The organism is Advenella kashmirensis W13003 (assembly GCF_000506985.1).
Classification (GTDB): Bacteria; Pseudomonadota; Gammaproteobacteria; order Burkholderiales; family Burkholderiaceae_B; genus Advenella; species Advenella kashmirensis_A.
In genome coordinates this window covers 1,414,019-1,438,923 of record NZ_KI650979.1, presented here as the reverse complement: position 1 = coordinate 1,438,923, position 24,905 = coordinate 1,414,019, and the positions used below count along the sequence as shown (strand labels likewise).

At 55.5% G+C, this 24,905-nt stretch carries 25 protein-coding genes; 11 read left to right on the top strand and 14 right to left on the bottom strand.

Features of this window, described 5'->3' with window-relative positions; all coding sequences use genetic code 11:
* Positions 1–4: 4 nt before the first annotated feature.
* Complete coding sequence (locus W822_RS30685) at positions 5–1,000, bottom strand: Bug family tripartite tricarboxylate transporter substrate binding protein (protein WP_024004410.1); 996 nt, start codon at positions 998–1,000, stop codon at positions 5–7.
* A 180-nt stretch (positions 1,001–1,180) separates the two neighbouring features.
* Between W822_RS30685 and W822_RS30680 the strand changes: the two genes are divergently transcribed.
* The 3 genes from W822_RS30680 (at position 1,181) to acnA (ending at position 6,048) form a co-directional block, all read left to right on the top strand.
* A complete protein-coding gene (locus W822_RS30680) occupies positions 1,181–2,254 on the top strand; it encodes a LacI family DNA-binding transcriptional regulator (protein WP_024004409.1) in 1,074 nt (357 codons plus the stop codon).
* 91 nt (positions 2,255–2,345) lie between these two features.
* Positions 2,346–3,338, top strand: coding sequence for a Bug family tripartite tricarboxylate transporter substrate binding protein (locus W822_RS30675; protein WP_024004408.1), 993 nt, complete (start codon positions 2,346–2,348; stop codon positions 3,336–3,338).
* A 13-nt stretch (positions 3,339–3,351) separates the two neighbouring features.
* Positions 3,352–6,048 (top strand): aconitate hydratase AcnA, encoded by a 2,697-nt coding sequence (gene acnA, locus W822_RS30670; protein ID WP_081724369.1) that lies wholly within the window; start codon positions 3,352–3,354, stop codon positions 6,046–6,048.
* A gap of 4 nt (positions 6,049–6,052) precedes the next feature.
* On the opposite strand, the gene W822_RS30665 is transcribed toward acnA, so the two are convergent.
* Together W822_RS30665 and W822_RS30660 are read right to left on the bottom strand one after the other, a co-directional pair.
* On the bottom strand, positions 6,053–6,637 hold the full coding sequence (locus tag W822_RS30665; RefSeq protein ID WP_437177148.1) for a LysE family translocator: 585 nt from the start codon (positions 6,635–6,637) through the stop codon (positions 6,053–6,055).
* 136 nt (positions 6,638–6,773) lie between these two features.
* Positions 6,774–7,421 carry a uracil-DNA glycosylase family protein gene (locus W822_RS30660; protein WP_253272246.1) on the bottom strand — a complete coding sequence of 216 codons (648 nt, stop codon included), beginning with the start codon at positions 7,419–7,421 and terminating at the stop codon, positions 6,774–6,776.
* Between the two features lie 179 nt (positions 7,422–7,600).
* Here W822_RS30660 and W822_RS30655 point away from each other — a divergent pair, with 179 nt between their 5' ends.
* Positions 7,601–8,122 carry a CinA family protein gene (locus W822_RS30655; RefSeq protein WP_024004404.1) on the top strand — a complete coding sequence of 174 codons (522 nt, stop codon included), beginning with the start codon at positions 7,601–7,603 and terminating at the stop codon, positions 8,120–8,122.
* A gap of 52 nt (positions 8,123–8,174) precedes the next feature.
* On the opposite strand, the gene W822_RS46120 is transcribed toward W822_RS30655, so the two are convergent.
* From W822_RS46120 to W822_RS30640, 4 genes are all read right to left on the bottom strand, one after another.
* Positions 8,175–8,333, bottom strand: a complete 159-nt coding sequence (locus W822_RS46120) for a DUF1328 domain-containing protein (RefSeq protein WP_024004403.1) — start codon at positions 8,331–8,333, stop codon at positions 8,175–8,177.
* Positions 8,334–8,552: 219 nt separating this feature from the next.
* The gene (locus W822_RS30650; RefSeq protein WP_031242337.1) at positions 8,553–9,020 is read right to left on the bottom strand and encodes an AAC(3)-I family aminoglycoside N-acetyltransferase; all 468 of its coding nucleotides are present in this window, start codon (positions 9,018–9,020) and stop codon (positions 8,553–8,555) included.
* A 17-nt stretch (positions 9,021–9,037) separates the two neighbouring features.
* Complete coding sequence (locus W822_RS30645; protein WP_024004400.1) at positions 9,038–9,430, bottom strand: lysozyme inhibitor LprI family protein; 393 nt, start codon at positions 9,428–9,430, stop codon at positions 9,038–9,040.
* Between the two features lie 59 nt (positions 9,431–9,489).
* On the bottom strand, positions 9,490–10,047 hold the full coding sequence (locus W822_RS30640) for a P-loop NTPase family protein (protein ID WP_216593289.1): 558 nt from the start codon (positions 10,045–10,047) through the stop codon (positions 9,490–9,492).
* A 179-nt stretch (positions 10,048–10,226) separates the two neighbouring features.
* Between W822_RS30640 and soxC the strand changes: the two genes are divergently transcribed.
* The 5 genes from soxC (at position 10,227) to W822_RS30620 (ending at position 15,087) form a co-directional block, all read left to right on the top strand.
* Positions 10,227–11,552 (top strand): sulfite dehydrogenase, encoded by a 1,326-nt coding sequence (soxC, locus tag W822_RS30635; RefSeq protein ID WP_024004398.1) that lies wholly within the window; start codon positions 10,227–10,229, stop codon positions 11,550–11,552.
* A gap of 55 nt (positions 11,553–11,607) precedes the next feature.
* Entirely contained in the window at positions 11,608–12,171 is a 564-nt protein-coding gene (locus W822_RS0123375; RefSeq protein WP_253272245.1) for a c-type cytochrome, read from the top strand.
* Between the two features lie 185 nt (positions 12,172–12,356).
* Positions 12,357–13,397 (top strand): ABC transporter substrate-binding protein, encoded by a 1,041-nt coding sequence (locus W822_RS30630; protein WP_024004396.1) that lies wholly within the window; start codon positions 12,357–12,359, stop codon positions 13,395–13,397.
* Positions 13,394–14,266, top strand: a complete 873-nt coding sequence (locus W822_RS30625) for an ABC transporter permease (RefSeq protein WP_024004395.1) — start codon at positions 13,394–13,396, stop codon at positions 14,264–14,266. Before W822_RS30630 ends, W822_RS30625 begins: the two co-directional genes overlap by 4 nt.
* On the top strand, positions 14,242–15,087 hold the full coding sequence (locus W822_RS30620; RefSeq protein WP_024004394.1) for an ABC transporter ATP-binding protein: 846 nt from the start codon (positions 14,242–14,244) through the stop codon (positions 15,085–15,087). The genes W822_RS30625 and W822_RS30620 overlap by 25 nt, the downstream gene beginning before the upstream one ends.
* A 12-nt stretch (positions 15,088–15,099) precedes the next feature.
* On the opposite strand, the gene W822_RS0123370 is transcribed toward W822_RS30620, so the two are convergent.
* From W822_RS0123370 to W822_RS30600, 5 genes are read right to left on the bottom strand one after another with little or no spacing between them, the layout of a single operon-like run.
* Positions 15,100–16,191, bottom strand: a complete 1,092-nt coding sequence (locus tag W822_RS0123370) for an LLM class flavin-dependent oxidoreductase (RefSeq protein WP_031242330.1) — start codon at positions 16,189–16,191, stop codon at positions 15,100–15,102.
* Between the two features lie 12 nt (positions 16,192–16,203).
* Positions 16,204–17,313 carry an LLM class flavin-dependent oxidoreductase gene (locus tag W822_RS30615; RefSeq protein WP_024004393.1) on the bottom strand — a complete coding sequence of 370 codons (1,110 nt, stop codon included), beginning with the start codon at positions 17,311–17,313 and terminating at the stop codon, positions 16,204–16,206.
* A 36-nt stretch (positions 17,314–17,349) separates the two neighbouring features.
* Positions 17,350–18,123, bottom strand: coding sequence for an ATP-binding cassette domain-containing protein (locus tag W822_RS30610; RefSeq protein WP_024004392.1), 774 nt, complete (start codon positions 18,121–18,123; stop codon positions 17,350–17,352).
* Positions 18,124–18,150: 27 nt separating this feature from the next.
* Positions 18,151–18,993 (bottom strand): aliphatic sulfonate ABC transporter permease SsuC, encoded by an 843-nt coding sequence (gene ssuC, locus W822_RS30605; protein ID WP_024004391.1) that lies wholly within the window; start codon positions 18,991–18,993, stop codon positions 18,151–18,153.
* On the bottom strand, positions 18,974–19,939 hold the full coding sequence (locus W822_RS30600) for an aliphatic sulfonate ABC transporter substrate-binding protein (protein ID WP_024004390.1): 966 nt from the start codon (positions 19,937–19,939) through the stop codon (positions 18,974–18,976). Before W822_RS30600 ends, ssuC begins: the two co-directional genes overlap by 20 nt.
* 207 nt (positions 19,940–20,146) lie before the next feature.
* Between W822_RS30600 and msuE the strand changes: the two genes are divergently transcribed.
* Both msuE and ssuD read left to right on the top strand, forming a co-directional pair.
* Positions 20,147–20,728 carry an FMN reductase gene (gene msuE / locus W822_RS30595; protein ID WP_024004388.1) on the top strand — a complete coding sequence of 194 codons (582 nt, stop codon included), beginning with the start codon at positions 20,147–20,149 and terminating at the stop codon, positions 20,726–20,728.
* Between the two features lie 42 nt (positions 20,729–20,770).
* Positions 20,771–21,925: an FMNH2-dependent alkanesulfonate monooxygenase gene (gene ssuD, locus W822_RS30590; RefSeq protein WP_024004387.1), complete on the top strand. Its 1,155-nt coding sequence runs from the start codon at positions 20,771–20,773 to the stop codon at positions 21,923–21,925.
* 34 nt (positions 21,926–21,959) lie between these two features.
* Here ssuD and W822_RS0123365 read toward each other — a convergent pair whose 3' ends face one another.
* On the bottom strand, positions 21,960–23,216 hold the full coding sequence (locus W822_RS0123365; protein WP_051401709.1) for a M20/M25/M40 family metallo-hydrolase: 1,257 nt from the start codon (positions 23,214–23,216) through the stop codon (positions 21,960–21,962).
* A 209-nt stretch (positions 23,217–23,425) separates the two neighbouring features.
* The gene (locus tag W822_RS30585) at positions 23,426–24,880 is read right to left on the bottom strand and encodes a YdgA family protein (protein ID WP_024004386.1); all 1,455 of its coding nucleotides are present in this window, start codon (positions 24,878–24,880) and stop codon (positions 23,426–23,428) included.
* Positions 24,881–24,905: the final 25 nt, after the last annotated feature.

Below are 24,905 nucleotides of genomic sequence, written 5' to 3'. Positions count from 1 at the left end.
TTAATTAATCAATATGAATGCCTGCGTTGCGAACCTGCTCGCCCATGACCCTGGTATCTTTCTGCAGCAATGCCGAAAATTCGTCGGGTGTAGACGACAGTACCTCGTAACCCTGCCGCTCCAATGGTTCACGAAAAGAAGCCGATTGCAGGATCGCAACGATGTCTTTGTTGAGTCTCTCGACAATGGCACCCGGGGTTCCCCGGCGCACCAGAATGCCGTTCCAGACGCTTGATTCCACACCGGGCACCCCGGCCTCTTTAAACGTGGGGACATTGGGCAACGATTTTGACCGCTCAGGCGCTGCCACAGCCAAGATTCTTATCTTGTCGGAACCAGCATACCCGACGACAGCGGGCAGATTAATGAACATTGTGGGCAGAGCACCGCCCATCACATCTGTGAGCGCAGGAGGTGCGCCCTTATAGGGAACGTGCATGAGCTTCGTTCTGCTCTGTTTCTGAAACAGTTCTCCGGCAAGATGCATGGAATTGCCATTGCCTGCCGAACCGAAAGCAATTTTGCCGGGCTCGCGCCGGGCCGCTTCGACTACATCGGCGACCGTTTTATATGGTGTGTTTTTTCCCACGATCAACACATTCGGCATTTGGTGCGTCAGGGTGACCGGCTGCAAATCCTTGATCGGGTCATATCCCATATCTTTGTACAAATGCGGATTGACTGCAAGCGTGCTGGTCGACCCAAGCAACAGCGTATAGCCGTCTGCAGGCTGTTTGGCAGCATAGGCAGAGCCGATATTGCCATTGGCACCTGCGCGGTTGTTCACGACAACCGCCTGGCCCAGGCGATTGCCCAATTCAGTTGCCATACTTCGGGCAAACTGGTCAGCCACACCTCCGGCCGGATAGGGCACCACAAATGTAATTGGCTTGTCCGGGTATGTATTTGACGTTTCAGCGTATACCGGCGCGGCGAACATGACGCACCAGAGTAGTGTGGCGCAGGCAAAGCCAGGGGGTTTCCAGCAGAATCGGCTCATAGTGTCTTGTGGATTGCCGTTAGAACAGCAACCTTTCCTTAAATAAAGGGGATGGATGACGGAATGACGTAGTTCACTGACTGGCGGGATATCGCTCATTGGCGATATCTCCATGATGTTACCGGTAACATTGGTACAATTGTAGGGCGTCGGCCAAACAACACGCCATTGGGATAAACCATGACTCAGAAACAAGCAACACGCACCACGCGCCGAAAAGCCGGTTCCTATACGATTCACGACGTGGCCGCTCTGGCCGGGGTCTCGTCCATCACCGTCTCGCGGTATTTCAACTCGCCGGACAAAGTCTCGGTTGCGCTGCGCGAACGCCTGCGTGACATCATTGAACGCATCGGCTATGTACCCAGCCAGGTAGCCGGCGGTCTGGCCTCGGGACATGGCCGGGTGGTCTGTGCCGTCATGCAAAACATTGCCAGCGCCACGTTCGCCGATCTGGTCAAAGGCATGACCGACGAGCTGCAGGCGTCGGGCCTGCAACTGCTGCTGGCCAACGCTCAGTACTCCCAGACGCTTGAAGAACAGGCCATCCGTACTTTTGTGGGGTGGCACCCCACCGCGCTGATTCTCACCCGACACGATCACTCGCCCAACGCGGAAGCCATGCTGCGCGCACTCAGAATCCCCGTGGTAGAAGCGTGGGGGTTTGTAACAGGCAGACCATTTCATCAAGTCGGATTTCCGCACGTCGAAACCGGAGCAATACTGGTCCGTCACTTTCTGGATCAGGGTGCAACCCGTATCAGATTTGTCATGGCGGACGCCGGTGAAGACTTTCGCGCCAGTCAACGCGCCCAGGGCTATGACGAGGCAATGCAAGCGGCCGGATTGAAGTCAGATATCCATATTGTGCAAACGAATGACGACTTTGATGTGGGCGCCCTGGGCATCGAGGCATTGACGCATGTTTCACCAGAGTCACGTCCTCAGGCCATCATTTTCGCCAACGACAATATGGCTGCAGGCGCCATACTGCACGCGCCGTCCTGCGGCCTTGTCCTGCCTCGTGATTGCGCGATTGCCGGTTTTGGCGATGCGCCCATTTCCGCGCGTTTAAAGCCCGCACTGACCACCTTGCGTCCGGACCGCTACCGCATCGGCCAGCATGCCGCCCGGACGGTATTGAACCAGTTGGCGGCAGGAACAGAAGACCCACAGAATAAGGTTGAAGACTTGTTGCCATGCGAATTGCTGGTGCGGGAAAGCAGTCGGGTGCTACTATCTACCCGTTCCTGAAAATAATATTCATTGAGCACAGACGCGTTCTGCAGTTCAACAGCGCGGGCAACAGAACGGTTACCCGCCATCTTTGGAGGAGAAAGACAATATGACATCAGACAGCCGACGACGTTTCATTGCCTCTCTAGGCGCAGTGTCGCTGGGAGGACTGGGCTTGCAGTCCCCTGCCGTTCTGGCCCAGTCCGCCAGCGATTATCCCAATCGCCCGATCAAAATTATTGTGCCCCTCTCGGCCGGCGGCGGTGGCGACAGAACCGCACGCAGAATCGCAATGCTGCTGACCGAAAGGCTGGGCGTGCCCGTCGTGGTTGAAAACCGCCCGGGTGCAGGTGGCAGCATCGGCACGCATGCAGCGATCAAATCACCACCTGACGGCTATACACTGGTGATGCTGTCAAGCAGCCATACCTGTAACGCCGCCCTGCGCGAATTGCCTTTTGACTCCATCAATGACATCGAGCCGATTACACTGTTCAAGCGCGAATCGCTGATCCTGATCGGCAACCATGATCTGCCGGCCAAAAATTTCGGCGAGCTGGTGGACTGGGCCAAACGAGAACCCGGCAAGATCAGTTATGGATCGTCCGGCGTGGGCGGTATCACGCACTTGAGTATGGAGCACTTGGCTGACCTGGCCGGCATCCGCCTCAACCATATTGCCTACAAAGGTACCGGCGCTGCGCTTCAGGACACGATCGGCGGCACCATCAAACTGATGCTGTCCTCGGTTGCCATTGTCGTGCCGGTTGTCCAGGAAAAACGGGCAATCGGCCTGGGCATTGCAGACGAGCGCATTCCCGCGCTGCCGGATGTTCCAAGTTTCAAAGAAGTCGGCGTGCCGGATTTCAAATCGGATCTATGGCATGGAATCGCCGGTCCCAAGGGCATCCCGGCAGAAATTGTGGCGCGTCTGAATACCGAACTCAAGGCGATACTGGAGCTGCCGCAAATGAAAGAGGATCTGGCGCAGGAAGGCAGTCAGCCGGTCGGCAGCTCGCCACAGCAGTTGCTTGAGACCATCCGCCATGATATTGCGCAATGGAAGGAAACAATCCGCAAGGCTGATATCAAGGCGAGCTGACAATATGCGCCCCATGAATGTAAATCACGAACGCAATAGGGACGAGGTCAGTTCATTGCGCACCCGTTGCTATCGGCAATTCCAGTGCGAGCAAAACCGGTTTGGATATTACTCGCTGGCTGCACTGGCGGCCGAAAGCGGCACTACGCTCGGAGCGCTGCCCTACGTCATGCGTATTCTCCTGGAAAATCTGTTGCGTCATGCCGATCGCGAAGACGTAGGAGACGCTTTACCCAGGCAGATCATGGCCCATTATGGTGAGCGTGTTGGAAAGGACAACATACCTCTTATGCTGACGCGCATTATGGCCCAGGACGTGAGCGGCATACCGGCCCTGATCGATCTGGCAGCCATGCGCGATGTGGTCGCCCAGGCCGGGGGTGATCCGGCGACGATCAATCCCCGCATTCCGGTCGATTTAATCGTCGATCATTCACTGCAAGTCGATCATGCAGGCAGCGCGGGAGCAACTGATCTTAACGTTGCACTGGAATACTCCCGCAATCGTGAACGCTATACCTTCCTGAAATGGGCACAGGAAAATGTCACGAATCTGTCCATCGTGCCACCTGGCGCCGGCATTTTGCACCAGATCAATCTTGAACATATGGCACGCATTGTGTTTGCCGATGACAGTGAGGATCCGCCTTTGGTTCATCCGGAAACAATGGCCGGGACCGATAGCCACACCTGCATGATCAACGCCATTGGCGTACTCGGGTGGGGTGTCGGCGGAATCGAAGCGGAAGCCGCCATGCTGGGCGAGCCGCTTTCCTTTGTCCTGCCGCCAACCGTCGGTGTACGGCTGATCAACAAACCCGCCGCCGGGGTTACAGCAGCCGATATTGTTCTCGCGCTGACACGCACGCTACGCCAGGCACGAGTCGTCGAAAGTTTTGTTGAATTCACCGGTCCGGCGCTTGATTCTAATGCGTTGACGCTTGAGGATCGCGCCACCCTGTCAAATATGGCGCCGGAATACGGATCAACCTGCGCGTTTTTCCCCGTTGATGCCGTGACGCTGGATTATCTGCGTCGCTCGGGACGGGATGAAAACACGATCGCATTCATTGAACAGTACTGCAAATTGCAAGGATTGTGGCGCGATGCGCAAAGCGCAGAGCCCGACTACTGCCGGGTGATCGAATTTGATCTTGCCTGTGTACAACCGGGTGGCGCAGGCCCGCGCAGACCGCATGATCATGTGGCACTCGCGGACATTCCCGCTTCATTTCTGTCCGCCTGTCCCCAGGCAGCGTCGCACCCCGCGCCTGCGGCGGCTACGGCCTCCCTGGACGATGGCGCCGTGATCCTGGCTGCCATCACCAGTTGCACCAATACGTCGAACCCGGCCGCCATGATCGCCGCCGGATTGCTGGCACGCAATGCGCTCGCCAGAGGATTGCGCGCCCGCCCCTGGGTCAAGACTTCATTCACACCCGGCTCAAAGGTTGTCAGCGATTACCTGCGGGCCAGCGAATTGCAGCGCGATCTGGATGCACTGGGCTTTCATCTGGCTGGATTCGGCTGCGCCAGTTGCGGTGGCGGATCGGGTCCGCTGCGGCCAGACGTTCAGGCCGTTATCGAAGAAAAACAGCTCACCGTTTCTGCCGTACTCTCGGGCAACCGCAATTTCGAAGGCCGCATTCACCCGCTGGCGCGCGCCAACTATCTGGTGTCCCCTGCGCTGGTCGTCGCCTACGCGATTGCGGGCAGCGTACGCATTGACCTGAGTTGCGAGCCACTGGGTCATACCGAGGACGGCACACCCGTCCTGCTGGCCGATATCTGGCCGGACAACACGCAGATCAAAAACATCACGCAACGCTACGTGTCGCCGGAACGGTTTCGCACACAGTACGCAGGCCTCAACAAAGGCGACGCGCGCTGGCAAGCCCTGGCATCGCGCGGCTCTACGCTTTACGAGTGGGACGCAAGCAGCACCTACATTCGCCGGCCACCCTATGTGGAGGACCGTCCGCCAGCCAGCGGACGCAGCCTGCGCAACGCGGTGCCGCTTTTGCTGCTTGGCGACAGCGTCACCACCGATAACATCTCGCCCGCAGATGGAATTCTTGCGGATACGCCGGCGGGCCAATATCTTCTGTCTCGCTCGGTGTCTCCGACAGCATTGCACACATTCATTGCCCGACGTGGCAACCACGAAGTCATGATGCGCGGCACGTTCACCGGTGGCAGGCTGGCCAACGAACTTTTACCTGACGGCCCGGGTGGCTGCACGCTGATTCAGCCCGGAAACCACGTCGCGTCCATTTATGAAGCTGCGATGCACTACCTGGCATGCAAAACCCCTGTGGTGGTGGTTGCCGGCCTGGAATACGGCACGGGTTCCTCGCGTGACTGGGCGGCCAAGGGCACCCGCCTGCTGGGTATACGGGCGGTACTGGCCGAGAGCTTCGAACGGATCCATCGGTCCAATCTGGTCAACATGGGCGTACTGCCCCTGCAATTTGAACCAGGCGTGACCCGCAAGACATTGAATATCACAGGCGACAGCGTAATCGATATCGATATCCCCGACCAGATGGCGCCACAAAGCCGCATTGAGTGCCGCATTCGCACCGGGAATCAGGTCACTCGCATTCATTTGCTGGTGCGCCTGAATACGGCACATGAGGAAGCCGTGTGGCGCAAAGGTGGCATTCTGCCGGTGATGCTGGACCAGCACACGCGCCAAGTGTCGTACTAGAAAATCAGCGTCTGGCCGACATGGCCATTCTGACTGCCAGCCCGGCCAGGACGGTTCCCATCAGCCAGCGCTGGACAACGACCCAGGTTGGCCGGCTGGCCAAAAATGAGGCGATGCTGCCCGCCAGAATGACAATGATCATATTGACGCTGATGCTGACTGCAATTTGCACGGAACCCAGTGCCAGCGACTGCGCCAAAATGCTGCCCTTGTCCGGGTTGACGAACTGCGGCAAAAGCGACAGATACATCACTGCGATTTTCGGGTTCAGCAGATTGGTCAGGAAGCCCATTAAAAACAACTTTCTGGCGCTATCGGCGGCCAGCTTTTTCACCTGAAAGGGAGATTGCCCGCCCGGTCGCACTGCCTGCCAGGCCATATAGAGCAAATACAGGGCACCACCGTAGCACAAAGCCTCGTAGGCATAGGGGACAGCAAAAAGCAAAGCCGTTATACCCAGCGCGGCGCTGACCATGTAAAAAACGAACCCCAGCAATACGCCCAGCAAAGAGACCATGCCGGCGCGCCGGCCCTGGCAAATTGAACGCGAGACCAGATAAATCATATTGGGGCCTGGCGTAAGCACCATACCCAGAGAGACAGCAGCAAATGCAATCACGGTTGTAATGTCAGGCACGATCAGTCCTTCATAGGAGTATATGAGACGGAGGAATCGTACTGCAAAATAGACCACTTAACGTGAAAATATTGCCTGTTAGCGTGCATCAGATCAATAGATCACGTATGTCATGTCTCATTTGCGGCAATACTTCGCTTTCAAACCACGGGTTCTGAGTCAGCCAGCGATTGTTATGCCAGGATGGATGAGGAAGCGGGTAGACCCGTAATGCCGGGTCGGCGCAAGAATGTTCGCGCCAGGATCTGACCGTTTCAGTGACGCCCTGGCGCGCAATATCACTTCCCATGTGCCAGCGCTGGGCGTAACCGCCTATGGCCAGCAACAGGCGCAGATTCGGCAAACGAGCGAACAATTGCGATCGCCATATTTCTCTGCACTCGCGGCGCGGCGGCAGATCGCTTCCATCGGCCCGCTGGCCAGGGAAGCAGAATCCCATCGGAATGATCGCAATTTTTGAATCATCGTAGAACTCATCGTCGCTGACACCCATCCATTGGCGCAGCCGGATACCTGAGGCATCAGTAAATGGCTTGCCGCTTTCGTGAACACGCGTGCCCGGGGCCTGACTGGCAATACAGATGGAGGCCGTCTGCGACACCTGGAGAACCGGCCTGGGCTCGTGATCCATGGGTTTGCCGTAGCGCGGCTCGTCACGGCATACACGGCAATTGCGGATATCGCGCAGCAATAGGTCAAAAGCCTTACTCTGGCCATTTGGCATTATCTTGTTCATGAAAAGATTGTAAGGTATTGCTATGGCTGTCGATCGCGGACATTAAGGCAAAACAGATTTTGGTCGAAAACTGTTTTAACCAAGTACCAATCCGACAGGATTTCCTGTGATATAAAATAAAGAATATCTGACACCGTAAAGACAACGAGTCCTTATATCCAACCGCCAGCGAGGCACGCATGATATCCATCCAGATTGTTGCACGCTATATGGCTGATCACGCTCTGCAGCTTGTGACAGCAGAATCCTGCACCGCCGGCTTGATCGCGTCGACATTGTCCGAAGCGCCAAACGCAGGCAAGTTGCTGGACTGTGCGTTCGTGACATATACGGTTGCCGCAAAAAAAAGGGAACTGAAGGTTAGCGCCGATACGATTGAAAAATACAATCTGACCAGTGAACAGGTGGCGACCGAAATGGCAATGGGAGCGCTTGCCAGAAGCGCCGCTAATGTGGCGATTGCCAACACAGGCGTCGTAGACAATATTGACCCCACGATTAAACCGGGCACGCAATGCTTTGCCTGGGCCTTTCATTCCGGGCAACCCGACGGGCAGCCAGTCGTATTCACCGAAACAAAGCGGTTTTCCGGAAGTAGCCGAAAAATCAGACAACGTAGCGCCCTGTACGCGCTCAGCCGCATACCGCATTATGCAGGGCGTGCATCAAACATGGCGGTCTTGCCGCAAGCAAATGCGTGAATACGGCCAGGGCGCACGCGAAAGCGCCGGATTTGGTCTGTCCGCTTATAGCTCAGCGCTTTTTCCTGATAAAAATAGTGAATAACGCAAGAACAAGAAAAACAATAAACAGAATCTGGGCAATGAGCGCGCCCCAGGTGAGTAATCCTCCGAAGCCAAGGACCGCGGAAATTGCTGCGAGCGCAAAGAAAAATACAGTATGCCAGACCATATGCACCTCCTTCTGCGAATGACATCATTCCTATCACGTCTGTATTAAGAATGAATTAAATCTGCACCCTCATGCTAGTCCTGTCAGCGCCATCCATAAACCCTGTTTACAGAATAATAAATTTCCTAATGTTCAGAAGGATCTGGTCAAACAAAAGTATGGCCATCTCATTACGCGGACGCAAATGTTTTCGCACCTGTCCTGCTGCAACTTGATTATTCATTGGCGGTTATGCAAATGCCGGAACGATACAGGGATATCAAAATGCAAGACTTTCTCGCCTTTTCCGAGTTTGCGATAGAGCGCGATGGCGGGCGGATCTGACTCATCGGCCTGAACATACACGACCCAGCCCCCGTTACTCCCGGCCAATTCGCACAGCCGCCCGATCAGCGCCGTTGCGACGCCCTGTCTGCGATACTGCTCACCAACAGCCAGATCATAGATGTAATACTCCCGTCGCGCCATTTCGAACTTGTCCAGGGCATAAGCGACCAGACCGCCGATGACCGTTTTTTGATGCAACGCGACAAGAACGATATTTTGCTCTTTCGCAAGAAAATCGTTCAGATAGTCATCGGAAGGCGGGTTACCTCCATAGCTGTCGGCATCATCGAATGCCCTGCCAAACAACTGGTTCAATTCCCTCAGCATGGACACATCCTGCGTCTTCAGGCACTCGATCACCGCCGATGAAGCTGCGCTCACGGCGCGACCACGCAACTGACATCGCCTTCCTGGCAGTGAAGCAATCCATTGAGTTCTTTTGTGCGCGCAACGGTCTTGTCGGTCAGGCAGCCGGCGACAACCATCGCCTGAACAGAGCCGCCCGAAGCCCCGCCGCTTTGAAACTTGCAGTCCAGGTCACGATATTTGATCCAGGCATTTTGCGCCGCTTTCAGGTCGGTCTTGCCCGATGCATCCAATTTATTGAGGACATCCCGATAGGACTTATTCAACTCGGCATCTGCTTTTTTGTAATCGACATTGGCACTCTGGTTCATTTCGCTTTGTGTCTGGGCATGGCTGACATTATTCACAGCAGCAACAATACCAAGACAGGTGATGGCGGTATTCAAAAAGGCCTTTCTAAACATGGATCCTCCGGTATTTATCTGGGTCAATAATCAAAAGTCGACATTCCGTACAAAAGCAATTATTGCGATCGCGCATGTCGCGACAGCCCCCATTGCCTGTAAATCTCTTCGATGTGCCGTTTCGAGGGAAGCATAATGGTGGGCACCTCTGCCTTGCCAAGCAAGTTGTGATTGCGTTCGCGGTTGCGCGGCGTGACGACAGCAATATGACGAATCATATCCCACTTCAGGCTATCCCTGGCTCCTTCCAGGGCGCCGTATCGGTCCCGCTCGAACAGCGTGCGGCGCAAATAGCGCAGCAAACTTGTTGTCGTCGATACATTCAGGACAATTAAACCCGTCGCCCGCTGGAAACGCAATGGCAGATATTTTGAGTAATTGCCGTCCATGACCCACCGCTCGTCGGATATGGCCGCCGCATGCAAGGCGGCAAAGTCTGCCTCAAGCCGGGGTACCCAGTCGGTATGGGGCTCATGAAAGAGCTGATCCAGATGAACCGGCGGTATGTCGAGCTTGCGCGAAATGGCAGCGGCCAACGTGGATTTGCCACTGTTGGAGGGGCCAAGAATACATATTCTGGGCCCCAAGTCGGAAAGAGACAAGTATTGCTTGATCATGATTCATAAATACCGGAGACGCCTGTGGCTCGACACAGAAAAATATGCAAATAATAATCGACACACATAACTTTACCCGCTAAATTAATAAACAGTAAATACTGGACGTGCCAGCCAAGGTGTATCTATACTGTTCTTCATTAACACATTTGACATTTCCGCGCAGCAGGGAGCCTGATATGAATACTGACTCATTTTCTGAAGAAAACCTGGTCGTCGCAGATTCGGATGCGCAAAGCAAACGCAGGCAGTTCCTGCGCCACGGCGCGGCCGCGGTGACAGGTGCACTGGCTGCCAGCGCTGGCTTGCGTTCCGCCATTGCGGCAACGCCGACCACAGCAGCCGAAGATGCGGCGCCCGCGGCGCAGGGTACACTGTCCATTCCCCCATGGTCAACCCAGTCAGGCGCGCAAGTCGGCAGCCATCCTTACGGCACCCCCTCCCGTTTCGAAAGCGGTGTCATCCGGCATCTGCGCAAGACAGACAAACAATACTTCTCTTCGTCGACCCGCTCGCCCCTGCAGGAACTGGACGGCATCATCACGCCCAACGGGCTGTTCTATGAACGGCATCATAATGGTATCCCGGATATTGATCCGGCCGGACACCGGCTCGTGGTGCACGGTCTGGTCCAGCAATCGCTGGAATTTACCGTGAATGATATCCGGCGTTTTCCGTCGCATTCACAAATCTATTTCCTTGAGTGCTCTGGCAACCCCGGCTATACCGTCCACGCCAAGACGGCAGCCGAGGCCAATGGTCTGGTCAGTTGCGCGGAGTGGACCGGCGTGCTGTTGAAAACGGTATTGAAAGAAGCCGGCCTCAAACCCGAAGCGAAATGGATTATTGCCGAAGGGGCCGATGGTGCCGGCATGACGCGCAGTATCCCGCTGGAAAAATGCCTGGATGATGCCATGCTGGTGTATAGCCAGAATGGCGAACGCCTGCGGCCGGAGCAGGGGTATCCCTTGCGACTGTTGCTGCCCGGCTATGAAGGGAACATGAGTATTAAATGGCTGCGGCGTCTGCAAGTAGCAGACCGGCCCGTACATTCCCGCGAGGAAACATCCAAATACACCGACAGCCTGCCCAACGGCAAAGCACGTGAATTCACATTTGTGATGGAGGCCAAGTCTATCATCACCAGTCCATCGGGTGGACAGCAGGTAGAAGGACATGGCTTTCATGAAATCAAGGGTATTGCCTGGTCGGGCAAGGGACGCATCGCCAAAGTCGAAGTGTCGGTGGACGAAGGAAAAACCTGGCAAGCCGCCGTATTGCAGGAACCGGTGCTGAGCAAAGCGCTTACCCGTTTTGTCTTTCCCTGGCAGTGGAACGGTGAATCCGTGGTCATACAAAGCCGGGCGACTGACGAAACCGGATATACCCAGCCTACAATCACCGCACTGGTCGAGGTGCGAGGCGTCAACGGTACTTATCACAATAATGCGATTACGCCCTGGCGCGTCGCTGCAGACGGAAAGGTGACTCATGCACTCGCATAAAACCACAATTGCCATCACGGAACACATATTCCGATGCTTTATCACGTATAGCTGTATGACAATACTGCTGACAGCCACTCATGTTTCTCATGCGGAACAGAAATTCGGTTTCGGTCATCCAATTACGCAGCAGCAAATGGCCGCCTGGGACATCAATGTATTTGCCGACGGTGAAAACCTGCCCGCGGGCAGCGGCACCGTCGCTATGGGTCGGGATATCTATGTACAGCAATGCGCTTCCTGTCACGGTGCCAAGGGAGAAGGTGGCCTGGGTGACAAACTGGCAGGCGGCAAAGATACGCTTGCCAGTGACAAGCCGGTCAAAACAGTAGGCAGCTATTGGCCCTATGCGCCTACGCTATTTGACTACATACGACGCGCCATGCCATTGACTGCGCCGCAAACCTTGAGTAATGACCAGGTCTATGCCGTAACCGCGTACGTACTGCAACTGAACGGCCTGGTCCCGGACGATGCCACGATGGATGCAAAGTCTCTGGCGGCGATCCGCATGCCCAATCGCGATGGCTTCGTGCCGGATCCGCGTCCGGATGTTCCGCAAGCGGGTGGCGACGAAAAGAAATCTGCGCAGCACAAAGCAATCGAACAAACGCACTGACGGCATAACACACGCTATAAAATCACTCGGGCGAAAAACGAAGCACGATGCTTCGCTTGAAAGCGCACCTCATAACAATATAAGTACAATGTACTTCGTATGCGCTCTGGCTTCATTTAGACTCAAAACGTGTCCGATCAATCCGATCGGACTACACCGTAGAGTCAATGAACAGGAGCCGGCATATGAATTTATTAAATCACATTCGTAATAAAACCAAATTCTACGCAATAATCTGCGCCGCGATTGTGATGACATGCGCAGCATCGGCGTCAGCACAAACTGATGCAGCCATTGCTGATACGGTTCCTGCAGGCACCACCTTGACAATCGGCGACCCCAAGACTCAGCGTGCGCTCGAACTGTCAGGTGAAATAAAGAATCTGCCTTTCACCCCGAAGTGGGCCAATATCAGCGGCGGTCCGCGAACTACCGAGGCGTTCCGCGCCAATGCTCTGGACATTGGTGCTGTCGCGGACATTCCACCGATTCATGCCACCTGGACCGGATTACCGGTACGGATCATCGCGGCGGCCTTTCGCAAGGACCCGCTTGAGCATCCAATATATAAACTTGGCATTGCACCTGGGTCGGATATCAAATCCATCACGGATCTGAAAGGACACAAGATCGCGTTCAGTCCCGGGCAGGCTCAGGGCGCCCTGGTGCTGCGCATTCTGCAAAAGGCCGGACTCACCAAGGAGGACGTCACTTTGGTGGAAATGCCCAGTACCGGAGATGTGTACGTCAGTGCCCTGGCCAGCGGCCTGGTCGATGCCGCACCCATAGCCGAAGCGAACCAGCCGCGATACCTGGCCAATTATGGCGGTAAGAACGGCGCACGGGTGATTTCACACGGCTTGCGTGACGATGCCTGGCATCTTTATACCTTGCAGTCCGTTCTGGACAATCCGGCCAAAGCTGCTGCGGCCCGCGCATATGTAAAAGCCTGGGCAAAAGCCACACGCTGGATCTATGAACATCCCAAAGAATGGGTCGAAGGCTATTACGTTAAGGACCAGGGTCTGAAAACTGCCGACGGCGACTACCTGGCCAAATCCGCGGGCGAACCCGAGATACCGGCTGACTGGACGGAGGTGATCGAACGCCAGCAGGCGACCATTGATTTACTGGCGCGCGAAACAGGTAATCCGCGACTGGATGCCGCCACGCTCTTTGATCGCCGCTTTGAGAAAGTGGCCACTCAGGAGTTAAGCCAGCGATGAACTCATCAACTCAAACACTCAATCCCGGCCCATCAACAACCCGTGCAATACCACATGCCGCAAACGCTGGCGTCACGGCGGCTGCCGTACGGCGCTCGCGTCTGGGACCAGGCAGGGAAATCCGTTATGGCGGCGCAATCGGCCCGCTATTGCTGCTGACCATATGGACGCTAGGTTCCTGGACCGGGTTCATCGACCATCGCACGCTCTCGCCACCATGGGTGGTGGTGCAAACTGCCGCAGAGCTCATCGAGTCCGGCCGTCTCTGGAGCAATTTTGAAACATCGCTGTTCAGGGCGTTGCAGGGTCTGTTCTGGGGCGTTCTGTTTGGCGTGGTCATGGGCGTCATCGCCGGGTTAAGCCGCATCGGCGAATACATCATCGATGGTCCGGTCCAGATCAAACGCGCCATTCCCAGTCTGGCGCTGATTCCTTTGCTGATGCTCTGGCTGGGCATCGGTGAATCAATGAAAATTACGGCTATCGCGATGATTGTCGTTGTTCCCATCTATATTCAGACCCACGATTGTCTGCGCAGTATAGACAGTCGCTACCTCGAGCTGTCTGAAACGCTGGGCGTGACCCGTGGCCAATTCATTCGTCATGTTGTCCTGCCTGGCGCACTCCCCGGCTTTTTGCTTGGCCTGCGTTTCGCTGTGACCTCTTCCTGGCTCGCCCTGGTGGTGGTCGAACAAGTCAACTCAACCAGTGGCATCGGCTACATGATTGAACTGGCCCGCACTTATGGCCAGACCGAAATCATTGTTGTGGGTCTGGCGCTTTATGCATTGCTTGGCCTGACATCGGACAGTCTCGTCCGCTTACTGCAGAAAAAGGTACTCAAATGGCGCAAAACGCTGAACGATTAAATACGGCAAACGCCGAGAACACGCCGGCAGTGTCGGTGCGCCACCTGGTGCGCAGGTTCGGCATACGTACGATCCTGAATGATATTGATCTGGAGATTCGCAAGGGCGAGTTTGTTGCGCTGCTGGGCCGTAGCGGCTCGGGGAAAAGCACGTTCCTGAGGGCGCTGGCCGGGCTTGATCACGATGTTGTGGGCGAGGGTCAATTGCACGTACCCTCGTCATTGTCCGTCGTCTTTCAGGACGCTCGTCTGTTACCCTGGAAGCGCCTGATCGACAATGTCACGTTCGGCCTGACCGGTCCCAATGCCAAAGGCCGCGCAGCCACGGCATTGCGGGAAGTGGGATTGGCCAACCGCGAGCTTTCCTGGCCCGGAGAATTATCCGGGGGCGAACAACAACGCGTTGCCCTGGCCCGCGCGCTGGTTCGCAATCCCGCATTGTTGCTGGCGGATGAGCCTTTTGGCGCACTGGATGCGTTGACGCGCCTGCGTATGCACGCGTTGCTGCGCAGGTTGTGCCAGCATCACCAACCAGCGGTACTTCTGGTGACCCACGATGTTGACGAAGCGATTCATCTGGCGCAACGCATCCTGATTCTGGATGAGGGCAAACTGGTCCTGGATCTTGCGGTGGAGTTACCTGAACACAGTCAGGCACGCGAACATGAAATTGCGCGGATACGTCGCTATCTGTTGCAACGCCTGGGGGTTAACGCAGACCCGATTGATGCGCAACCCCTGGCCGATACAGTATCCGGACAAATAGATACAGAAAAAAGTGACGCGACAGGCGAATCGTCACGTCATCGGGCTGCCGCCTGAAATCCTGCCGCGCTACTGAACGCGCGGCAGCACATTTTCACCGACACGCCAGGCTTCTTCCAGGTTTGCATAACCCGAGAAAATAAACGTGTCGATACCCAGATCATGATATTTGCGGATCGCATCTGCGACCTGCCGGTAACTGCCGACCAGTGCAGTTCCGGCTCCGCCGCGAACAAGACCGATTCCTGACCACAGACCAGGAGCAATTTCCAGATCCCTGGCGGAATTGCCGCGCGTACCATCGTTCAACTCCTGCATACGGGCCTGCCCTACAGACTGGCTCGCTCGCAAGGCACGTTGCGCATTGACGATCGTTTCCGGCGACAGCGCTCGCCATAATCGGTCGGCTTCATCCCATGCCTGGCTTTCTGTTTCGCGGGCAATCACATGGATCCTCAGACCGAAGCGCAGCGTGCGATTCTGCTGCTGCGCCTGAGAGCGAACACGCTGCAACCGTTCGTTCACCATATCGGGAGTCTCGCCCCAAAGCAGATACACATCTGCCGCCCCTCCGGTAGCGACTTTCTCTGCGGCAGGCGAAGCGCCGCCGAAATAAATCTCTGGCGGCACGGCAAGCGGATGCGTCAGTCCGCCATTGCGAATGTCATAATGAGTGCCGGAATGCTCCTGGCCCGGACCCTGCCATATCTGCCGGACAACTTGCAGGAACTCGGCTGTGCGCAAATAGCGTTCGTCATGGTCCAGGAAATCTCCGTAGGCCTCCTGCTGATCCTGATCTCCCCCCGTTACCACGTTCAACAGCACCCTGTTATCGGTAAATGTCTGCAGGGCAGCCACTTTCTGAGCCGCATAGGCAGGCAGTTCCAGGCCCGGGCGGAAAGCCACCAGAAACTTGAGTGTTTCCGTATGCTGGGCCAGAGCCGCGGCAATCAGCCAGGCGTCCTCACATGCGGCCCCCGTCGGAATCAGGGCTGCGTTGAAGCCGGTCGCTTCGGCGGCGCGCGCAATCTGAATCAGATAATCCACATCGGGTTCGCGATGCGTCAGATGAGACGGGCGCAGTTGAGGTGTACTGATGTTGCCGGTCAAATGACGGCTGTCCCCGTTGGTGGGCAAAAACCAGTTAAATTCAATGCTCATGTTTTTCCTCTATCAGGCGCTGGCTACGGCCAGTCGCGGCGCAGTGCTGCGCAACAAAGGGACGACTTCTTCCCCTACATTCAAGGCTTCTTCCAGGTTGGGATAGCCCGACAGGATAAAGCTGGAAACGCCTGACTCATACAGTTGTTCAATACGCTCGGCCACCTGCTCATGACTGCCTACGATGGCAGTACCTGCGCCGCCGCGCACCAGCCCTACACCGGTCCACAGATTCGGGTACACCTCCAGGTCACGCACATCGTTGAAGGTGTTGGAGCGCCGCAGGCTTCGCATGCGTGCCTGACCGACCGACTCGCTGGCCTGCAATTGCTTCTGTGCTTTTTCAATGATTTCCCTGGGCACTTCGCGCAGCAGACGGTCTGCCTCGGCCCAGGCCTGCTCTGGTGTGTCGCGGGAGATGACGTGTACCCGATAGCCATAACGCAATTGACGACCGTGCCTGGCCGCCAGATCATCTGCGCGGCGGATCCGCTCTTCTACCATATCCGGCGTTTCACCCCAGAAAAGATACGTATCGCTGTATTGCGCGGCGACCGCTTCGGCTGCGGCCGAAGCCCCTCCGAAATAGATCGGTGGTGGTGTGTCGATGGGACGAAGCAGGCCGGCATTTCGCAGACGAAAGTGCCGTCCTTCATAATCAAATTTTTTACCCGCCCATATCCGTCTGACGATATCCAGGAACTCTGCCGTGCGCGAATAACGTTCGTCATGATTCAGGAAATCACCGTAGCCTCGCTGCTCCGCGGAGTCGCCGCCAGTGACCACATTCAGCAGCAGGCGATTGCCGGTGATCCGCTGCAGCGACTGTACGCTTTGTGCAGCGACAGCGGGCAGAACAAAACCCGGACGGAATGCAACGAGAAATTTGAGACGGGTGGTGACCTGCGACAGCGAAGCCGCTACCACCCAACCGTCATGGCAGGTGGGTCCTGTCGGAATCAGCACGGCATTGAATCCTGCGTATTCAATCGCTCTGGCAACTGACTCAAGATACGCGGGCGTGCTCGACCGCACTTTGTTGGCCGATTCTCCCAGTCGATTATTGGTCAGGCCGTGAAAATCGCCATGATTGGGTAAGTACCAGTTAAGTTCTATAGCCATGATGTATTGATTACTCCTGAAGAAAACACCGGGCGCCTACGCCACCTGTACGTCATCTGGGACGACCTCTCTGGCAAGCAGGCGGGATAGCACCTGCCCTTCCAAATCCGCATAGGCTACGTCACCCCGCAGACGCGGGCGCGCCAGTTCAATGTCCAGATCGAACGAGATTCGTTTCTGATCGATCAGGATGACTCGGTCCGCCAACGCGATGGCCTCCGCCACATCATGCGTTACTAGCACGGCAGTAAACCCGTGATCTTTCCAGAGCGTTTCGATCAGTTGCTGCATTTCTATCCGTGTCAGGGCATCGAGCGCGCCCAGTGGCTCATCCAGCAAAAGCAGGCGGGGGCGATGCGCAAGCGCGCGGGCAAGCGCAACGCGCTGACGCTGGCCACCCGACAGCACGGAGGGCCATTCATCGGCGCGGTCGGCCAAGCCCACCTGCTCGAGTGATTCAATGGCGATCCTGCGGATGTCGCTGCGGCGTCCCTTCAGACCGAGCGCGACGTTATCTGCAACTGTCTGCCAGGGCAACAGACGCGCGTCCTGATACATGATGCGGGTGTCCGGCCTGGCGTCGCCGACCGCCCTGCCATCCAGCCATAGCCGACCCTGATCCGGCCGATCCAGGCCGGCAAGCAAACGCAGAAGCGTGCTCTTGCCACTGCCGCTGCGCCCGACCACTGCAAGGAACCGGCAAGACCCGACACTGAGATTGACATCCTGCAATACCTGCCGCGTACCGTAGCGTTTGCCCACACCCTCTATTCGCAGTTCAATTCCGCTGGTGTGCTGCCGAGTATCCATGATGTGATTCCTTTGCCATCAATATGATCATTGAAATGCCGGGTTCCAGCGCAGTAACCGCCTTTCAAGCAGACGAGACGCCGTATCGGCCAGTTTTCCCAGCAGGGCATAGAGCAAAATCGCCACGACCACGATATCGGTCTGCATGAATTCGCGAGCCGTCATTGCCATATAGCCGATACCACTACTGGCAGAGATCGTTTCGGCAACAATCAGCGTGAGCCACATGAACCCCAGCGCAAACCGGACGCCAACCAGAATGCCAGGCATGGCACCGGGCAAAATGACTTTTTTGAACAACTGCCAGTTCGACAGTCCATAGGATCGCCCCATCTCGATCAAGGCGGGATCCACAGAACGAATGCCATGAAACGTATTCAGATAAACAGGAAACAGCGTGCCCAGCGCAACCAGGAAAAGCTTGCCTGCTTCGTCGATGCCGAACCACAGAATGACCAGAGGGATCAGCGACAAATGCGGTACATTGCGCACCATCTGAATAGTCGTATCAAGCAGGCGTTCGCATACTTTGAAGCCGCCGTTCAGGAAACCCAGCACCAGCCCGATCACACCGCCGATCAGAAAACCGATCAAAGCACGTACAAAACTTGCCCACAAATGCATAAAGATCTCGCCGCTGCGGATCAATTCCCATGCAGCCCGGACGACTGCGACGGGCGATGGCGCCACCCGTGTGGAAAGCCAGCCAGCCGATGCGGCAACCTGCCATAACGCGAGCAAAGCAAGCGGAACCAGCCAGGGAGCCAGCCGGCTGTCTGCGACGCGTTGCCACAACGACCGTCTCGCCAGCTCAACAATGGGCTCGTTCGCCACATCGGCCTCGATCCGATCATGGACGCCAGATAACATTTTTGATCTCCAGTGGGCGCGGTATCAGTTTTTGGGATGAAAATGCATCCGCAATATTCTGCTGATTCCGGGCAACCGCATCGGTAATATATGCGACACCGTACGCGTAGTTTTCCAGGGCATGACGGGTGATTTCCCGACTCAATCCGATCTGCGGCGACAGAATATCGGCCGCCTCATCAAAATGGGCCAGCGTCCACTTGTTGGTGATGTCCACCTGTTCTATCGTCCATTTCAACACGTCCGGACGAGCCTTGGCGTATGCACCCGTGGAAAGGTAAAAGTTGTAGTTATGCACCTCGTCGTGCCCAGCCACCAGGACCCGCGCGCCGATCTGTTCGATTGCGGCTTGCGCAAACGGGTCCCAGATAACCCAGGCGTCAATGGAACCGCTTTCGAACGCTGCACGGGCATCCGCCGGCGGCAGATATTTCACTTCGATATCGCTATAGGCCAGCCCTTCCCGTTCCAGCACCTTCAGCAGCAGGTAATGAACATTGGAGCCGCGATTGAGCGCTACCCGCTTGCCTTTAAGCTCTTTGAATGACTTGAGGGTCGAGTCTTTCTGCACCAGGATTTTTTCTGCTTTGGGCGCGGGCGGCTCGCTTGCCACATAAACCAGGTCGGCGCCGGCCGCCTGGGCGAATATGGGCGGTGTTTCACCGACGCAGGCAAAATCAATACTGCCTACATTCAGCCCTTCAAGCATCTGCGGACCGGCAGTAAATTCGATCCACCGGACATTAATACCTTCTTTTTTCAGGCGCGCGTCAAGGTTGCCACGCGCCCTGAGCAAGGCAATATTGGAACCTTTCTGCCAACCCACACGGAACGTCCTGGTGCTGCTTTGCGCCCACGCTTTCTGCAGCGGTGCCAGGGTCAATGCACCCATTGAAGCCAGGAATTTCAAGGAAGATCTGCGGGTATTGAAGGCGCTTTTTTTCATGTACCGGGAATCCGTTTTTGATGAAGATTTCTTTTTATCTTAGCAACGCGATGATCCATGCTTCCAATATCAATTTGTATTTTGCTTATTCTGGATTTCCTTTTTTTTCCGGCATATACAAATGCAATTTAGATTGTTTGAACTCACTGCATGCGGTGGTGTAATAAACCCTGTATTTATTTTCATATTCAATACTCCGAGAACAGCATGCCTCGTTTTTTAAACACAGTTGTAGTAAATGGAAGCCTGCATCGTCCGTCTCGTACCCGCATTCTGCTGGATGCAGTGGCGCAGAAAATATCAAACGATGTCGCAATCGAGACCGAATCTATTGACCTTGTCGATCTGGCGCCCTCCATCGGAACGGCGTTATCCAAAGAGGCTCTGGAGCCCGTCGCTGCACATGCGTTGCGACAAATTGAAAGGGCAGATTTTCTGATCGTAGGTGCTCCTGTGTTTCGCGGCTCGGTGCCCGGTCTTTTCAAGCATTTATTTGACCTGATCGATATGAACGCGCTCACCGGCAAACCCGTGCTCCTGGCCGCTACCGGAGGCAGTGCCCGTCACGGTCTGGTCATTGATCATCAACTGCGCACCTTGTTTGGCTTCTTCCATGCGTTGAGTCTGCCCGCCGGTATCTACGCCACCTCGGAAGAGATCCAGAATGGCAGAATCGCCAGTGACGCACTGACCGCACGTCTTGAACTGGTGGCCAGCCTTGCCTCGCCGGTCTTGCACGGCGTTCTTGGTCAGCAACATAATAGATTTGATGAACGCGCCGTCGCGTAAGCGGGGGAAAAGCCGGCAGCGCTGTTATCTGATAGTTCAAGCATGACGAACCCCGATATTTTCTGGTTTCTCCCCACCTCCGGCGACACACGCTATCTGGGCACCTCCGACTCTGGACGCTATCCTACGAACGAATACCTTCGCCAGATCGCAATCACTAGTGAAAATCTGGGCTATGACGGATTGCTTATTCCCACCGGCAGCGCCTGTCTTGATCCATGGGTGGTCGCCGCCAGCCTGATTCCTGTCACACAGAGAATCAAGCTGCTGGTGGCCTTGCGGACATCGCTGGGCGGGCCGGCCCCTTCCGCGCGGCAAGCAGCAACACTGGACCAGGCGTTGCATGGCCGTTTGCTGCTGAACGTAGTGCCGGGCGGCGATGCCGCAGAACTGGCAGCAGATGGTGTGCGGTTGGCGCATGACCAGCGTTACGAAGCGGCAGACGAATATCTGCAGATATGGAAGAAGCTGCTGTCGGGCGAGACCGTCGATTTCAGTGGTAAATATCTGACGGTCAGGCAAAGCCGCAACTATCACGCCCCTGTCCAAAGGCCCTGGCCGCCTCTTTATTTCGGCGGGTCGTCGGACGCCGCGCATGAACTGGCCGCGCGACATGTTGACGCCTATTTGACCTGGGGCGAACCGCCAGCGGCCGTCGCCGCAAAAATAGCGGATGTCAGGGAGCGGGCTGCAAAATATGGACGAACAGTCCGATTCGGCTTGCGGGTCCATGTAATTGTGCGCGAAACCGCAGAACAGGCATGGGCCGACGCCGACCGGTTGATCAGCCACGTCACCGACGACGATATCGAACGTGCCCGGCAAAACTACGCCCAAATGGATTCCGTGGGCCAGCAACGTATGGCCGCACTGCATGGGGGACGCCGCGACAGGCTGGAAGTGGCACCCAATCTGTGGGCAGGCGTAGGGCTGGTCAGAGGCGGCGCAGGTACGTCCCTGGTCGGAGATCCTCAGACGGTTGTCGACAGACTGCGGGAATATGCCGATCTGGGTATCGACACGTTTGTGCTATCTGGATATCCTCATCTGGAAGAAGCGATCCGGTTTGCCGAACTGGCTTTTCCGCTGCTGGGAAAGGCGGCAGTGACCATGAAAGGAGAGGCTCAGACGGGCGGCGCCTTCGATCGCCGCGCATCGGACTCACACCTGTTGGGGCAGGACAGCCGCCAGGCCTGAACCACCGCGACCGCAGCCCCTCCTGTCCTGGCCTTTATTTTGCGGCCTTTTCAAGCAAAGGCTTGCTGACGCCTTCCACGCCTACCAATGAGAGCACCGTGGTAAAGGCAACCTGCGACCCTTTCCAGGCATCAGTGGGGTCGTACCACTCTTTCAGCGAATGCGATCCGCCTGATTTTCCACCGCTACCCAGGATAATTGCAGGAATGCTCAGACTCATGGGTACGTTGGCATCCGTGCTTCCTGCGCGCGTCTCGCCTTTGCCGCCGGCCAGTGCAATAGACTCCAGTGCCGCCTTCACAATCGCACTATCCTTTGGCGTGGTACCGGCAGGCCGGTCGCCGATCAGCTTGGCTTCAGATGTGATTTTTGCCTCTGATTTCCAGCGCTTGTTCTCTTCATCGACGCCTTTGTCGATTGCGGCCATGATATTGCGTTCAGCCTCAAGCAGTGACTTTGTATCGTTGGAACGAATATCGACCGCCATTTTGGCATCACCTGCGATGGTGTTCACCGAAGTGCCCCCGCCTACCGTACCGACCGTAAAGGTCGTCTTCGGATCGGTCGGCACTTGCACGTCGCCAATATGGGCAATGGCCCGGCCCATGGCGTGGATGGCGCTGGGTACTTTGCCGAACGCGCCGAAACTATGTCCGCCCGGACCGCTGAACGACACTTCGTAACGATGGCTGCCCGTACCCTGGGTCAGGACCTTGTCGCCTACTCCGGGCTCCAGTCCGACCATACCGTCGATATTTTTATGCTCCTTGAAGAGGGCTTTCATGCCTTTCAGGTTGCCCAGGCCTTCTTCGCCCACATTGGCTACAAACATGATGTCGCCTACGGTCTTGATTTTCTGTTCGTTCAACGCCTTGATCCAGGAAATGACCACAGCCAGCCCCCGTGTATCATCGCCAATACCGGGCGCCAGCAACTTGCCGTCCTGTTCTTTCACTTTGACGTCGGTGCCTTCCGGAAATACCGTGTCAAGATGCGCCGATACCACCAGGGTCGGACCGCTGCCGCTACCCTTGCGTATGCCCACCACGTTGCCTGCAGAATCAATCGCGGCATCGGTCAGCCCGACTTCCTTGAAGCGGTTCAGCACATGTTCTGCCCGTTTTTGCTCCTTGAACGGCGGTGCTTCGATTTCGGTGATGGTGCGCAGTTCCTGGATCGTGCGATCGTGATCCGACTTGATTGCGTCCATGAGTTTTTTGATTTCTGCGGAATCATTTAGCGATGTCAAAGCTGACTTGGCATCCTGTTGCTGGGCAACGGATGCGTTCATCAGAAATGCCGCGCTGATACCCAGGCACACTCGGCCAATGTGTGAATATTTCATTTGTAATAACACTTATAGTCTCCTTCCGAAAATTGAACTCTATTCCTGAAGGAGGCATATGTCAATCAAATGACCTCATCGCAGCTTAACCACATCGCCTTTTTGTCCATCAGACACGAGGCGCTGGACTGCCAAGGTGGACCTGACCAACTTTTTTAAAAGATCGGAGCGGCTTTTTCAGCTAGGCGCTGAATGCTCATTTTTTCGGAGTTCAGACTGATTTTTTCCTCTTCAGGCTGCCTGCCATCAAAGCTGATCCGGGTCTTGATTTTTTCTCCCTCAGCCCGGGCGATACCCGTCTGCGCAATAAGGTCAAGAAGCTCTTTCACAGCAGTTTTTCCCTGTTGGCGCGCCGTATCCTTTTCCTTGCCCTTGACTTGAACGATCGCAGAGACGATATCTTCAACCGCACGTATATCCGCGTCCATATTAAACTCGACGCTCTTGATCGACTGCCCCAATGCCTTGTCATTCAAGATCGCTTGTTCAGGAATCCCTGACCCGTCCAGATTCACGGAGGCTTGTACCTGAATTTGCCCATTTGCCGTCTTCCACTCAAACGGCGAGACGTTTAGTTGCATATTACCGCGTACCAAGTTTGTCATTAATTGGCCGTATTGTTCAACGATTCTTTCAGCCTGTTCAAACGAATCCTGTGCCGACATAAACAAAGATCTGTTCTGCGTCGTGAATTTTTCCAGCGCCTTTCTATCCAAATAGTCAAGTGCCAGATTAAATTTCAATGCACCAAAATCAACACCATGAGTTTGTAGCTTACCAATTTCATAGCCAACCCCGACATTCATATAGTCATCAATTTCTTCAGACTTGACGCTCATTTTGAATTGATCAAATATGAGCGGATTGCCCTTGTCGGCTGGGCTGCGATTTTGGTCTGCCTTCAGCAGTTCAATGGTGGCAAGCGCATCACCCACATAGCTTCCGGAAGCCGCTTTTTTGGTATTGAGATGCGCACTTGCGTTTTTAATAAAGATTTTACGATCTGAATCACGTGCAGATATAGCGCTTATCTCTGATATGTCTGCCCATAGTTCACCGGTCGTCAGATCCTTATCCGTTACCGATCGAATCTTGATAGGCTGGGATTGGAAGTTAAATTTATCTATCGCGATCGTCAACGCCGCAACGGTAGCGTTGCTGTGAATGTTGCCGGAGAAATCAATCCGGTCGTGCTGCGTGTATGGATTCTTGTCACCGGTAAAGTCAAAGATCAACTTGCTATGTTCATCTTTCACCAAGGCGGTATCCGCGGTCGCGTAACCGGCGAAAAACTCTCCTTTCAGAATTGACTGTAACGGCACCGGTCCGTGTTGAATCTGTGTTTTTCCGGTGAGCTCTATCGATTTTTCTGGCAAGTAAGGCACATTAACACGCAATTTCAAGATCGCTTCAGACGAGAATATCCCGCGCTGAAAGCTGATTTTTTCAAATTTGACACTGCCGCCTGCTTCCTTTTCCAGATACTGGTTAGAGTTGGCCAGATACTCATCCAGATGCTCTTCAATCTGCGTTCCAAAATACCAGCTTGAGCCCGTCCATGCGACACCCGCCGCGACGATGACCCCGGCTATGATTGACGTTTTACCCATCAATATTTCCCTACTAAAATCGCAA

What these genes read in the sequence shown, in the direction of transcription:
- W822_RS30685 (WP_024004410.1), bottom strand. Translation starts at nt 1,000, where the DNA reads ATGAGCCGATTCTGCTGGAAACCCCCTGGCTTTGCCTGCGCCACACTA.
- W822_RS30680 (WP_024004409.1), top strand. Translation starts at nt 1,181, where the DNA reads ATGACTCAGAAACAAGCAACACGCACCACGCGCCGAAAAGCCGGTTCC.
- W822_RS30675 (WP_024004408.1), top strand. Translation starts at nt 2,346, where the DNA reads ATGACATCAGACAGCCGACGACGTTTCATTGCCTCTCTAGGCGCAGTG.
- acnA (WP_081724369.1), top strand. Translation starts at nt 3,352, where the DNA reads ATGAATGTAAATCACGAACGCAATAGGGACGAGGTCAGTTCATTGCGC.
- W822_RS30665 (WP_437177148.1), bottom strand. Translation starts at nt 6,637, where the DNA reads ATGGTGCTTACGCCAGGCCCCAATATGATTTATCTGGTCTCGCGTTCA.
- W822_RS30660 (WP_253272246.1), bottom strand. Translation starts at nt 7,421, where the DNA reads ATGAACAAGATAATGCCAAATGGCCAGAGTAAGGCTTTTGACCTATTG.
- W822_RS30655 (WP_024004404.1), top strand. Translation starts at nt 7,601, where the DNA reads ATGATATCCATCCAGATTGTTGCACGCTATATGGCTGATCACGCTCTG.
- W822_RS46120 (WP_024004403.1), bottom strand. Translation starts at nt 8,333, where the DNA reads ATGGTCTGGCATACTGTATTTTTCTTTGCGCTCGCAGCAATTTCCGCG.
- W822_RS30645 (WP_024004400.1), bottom strand. Translation starts at nt 9,430, where the DNA reads ATGTTTAGAAAGGCCTTTTTGAATACCGCCATCACCTGTCTTGGTATT.
- W822_RS30640 (WP_216593289.1), bottom strand. Translation starts at nt 10,047, where the DNA reads ATGATCAAGCAATACTTGTCTCTTTCCGACTTGGGGCCCAGAATATGT.
- soxC (WP_024004398.1), top strand. Translation starts at nt 10,227, where the DNA reads ATGAATACTGACTCATTTTCTGAAGAAAACCTGGTCGTCGCAGATTCG.
- W822_RS0123375 (WP_253272245.1), top strand. Translation starts at nt 11,608, where the DNA reads ATGACAATACTGCTGACAGCCACTCATGTTTCTCATGCGGAACAGAAA.
- W822_RS30630 (WP_024004396.1), top strand. Translation starts at nt 12,357, where the DNA reads ATGAATTTATTAAATCACATTCGTAATAAAACCAAATTCTACGCAATA.
- W822_RS30625 (WP_024004395.1), top strand. Translation starts at nt 13,394, where the DNA reads ATGAACTCATCAACTCAAACACTCAATCCCGGCCCATCAACAACCCGT.
- W822_RS30620 (WP_024004394.1), top strand. Translation starts at nt 14,242, where the DNA reads ATGGCGCAAAACGCTGAACGATTAAATACGGCAAACGCCGAGAACACG.
- W822_RS0123370 (WP_031242330.1), bottom strand. Translation starts at nt 16,191, where the DNA reads ATGAGCATTGAATTTAACTGGTTTTTGCCCACCAACGGGGACAGCCGT.
- W822_RS30615 (WP_024004393.1), bottom strand. Translation starts at nt 17,313, where the DNA reads ATGGCTATAGAACTTAACTGGTACTTACCCAATCATGGCGATTTTCAC.
- W822_RS30610 (WP_024004392.1), bottom strand. Translation starts at nt 18,123, where the DNA reads ATGGATACTCGGCAGCACACCAGCGGAATTGAACTGCGAATAGAGGGT.
- ssuC (WP_024004391.1), bottom strand. Translation starts at nt 18,993, where the DNA reads ATGTTATCTGGCGTCCATGATCGGATCGAGGCCGATGTGGCGAACGAG.
- W822_RS30600 (WP_024004390.1), bottom strand. Translation starts at nt 19,939, where the DNA reads ATGAAAAAAAGCGCCTTCAATACCCGCAGATCTTCCTTGAAATTCCTG.
- msuE (WP_024004388.1), top strand. Translation starts at nt 20,147, where the DNA reads ATGCCTCGTTTTTTAAACACAGTTGTAGTAAATGGAAGCCTGCATCGT.
- ssuD (WP_024004387.1), top strand. Translation starts at nt 20,771, where the DNA reads ATGACGAACCCCGATATTTTCTGGTTTCTCCCCACCTCCGGCGACACA.
- W822_RS0123365 (WP_051401709.1), bottom strand. Translation starts at nt 23,216, where the DNA reads ATGAACGCATCCGTTGCCCAGCAACAGGATGCCAAGTCAGCTTTGACA.
- W822_RS30585 (WP_024004386.1), bottom strand. Translation starts at nt 24,880, where the DNA reads ATGGGTAAAACGTCAATCATAGCCGGGGTCATCGTCGCGGCGGGTGTC.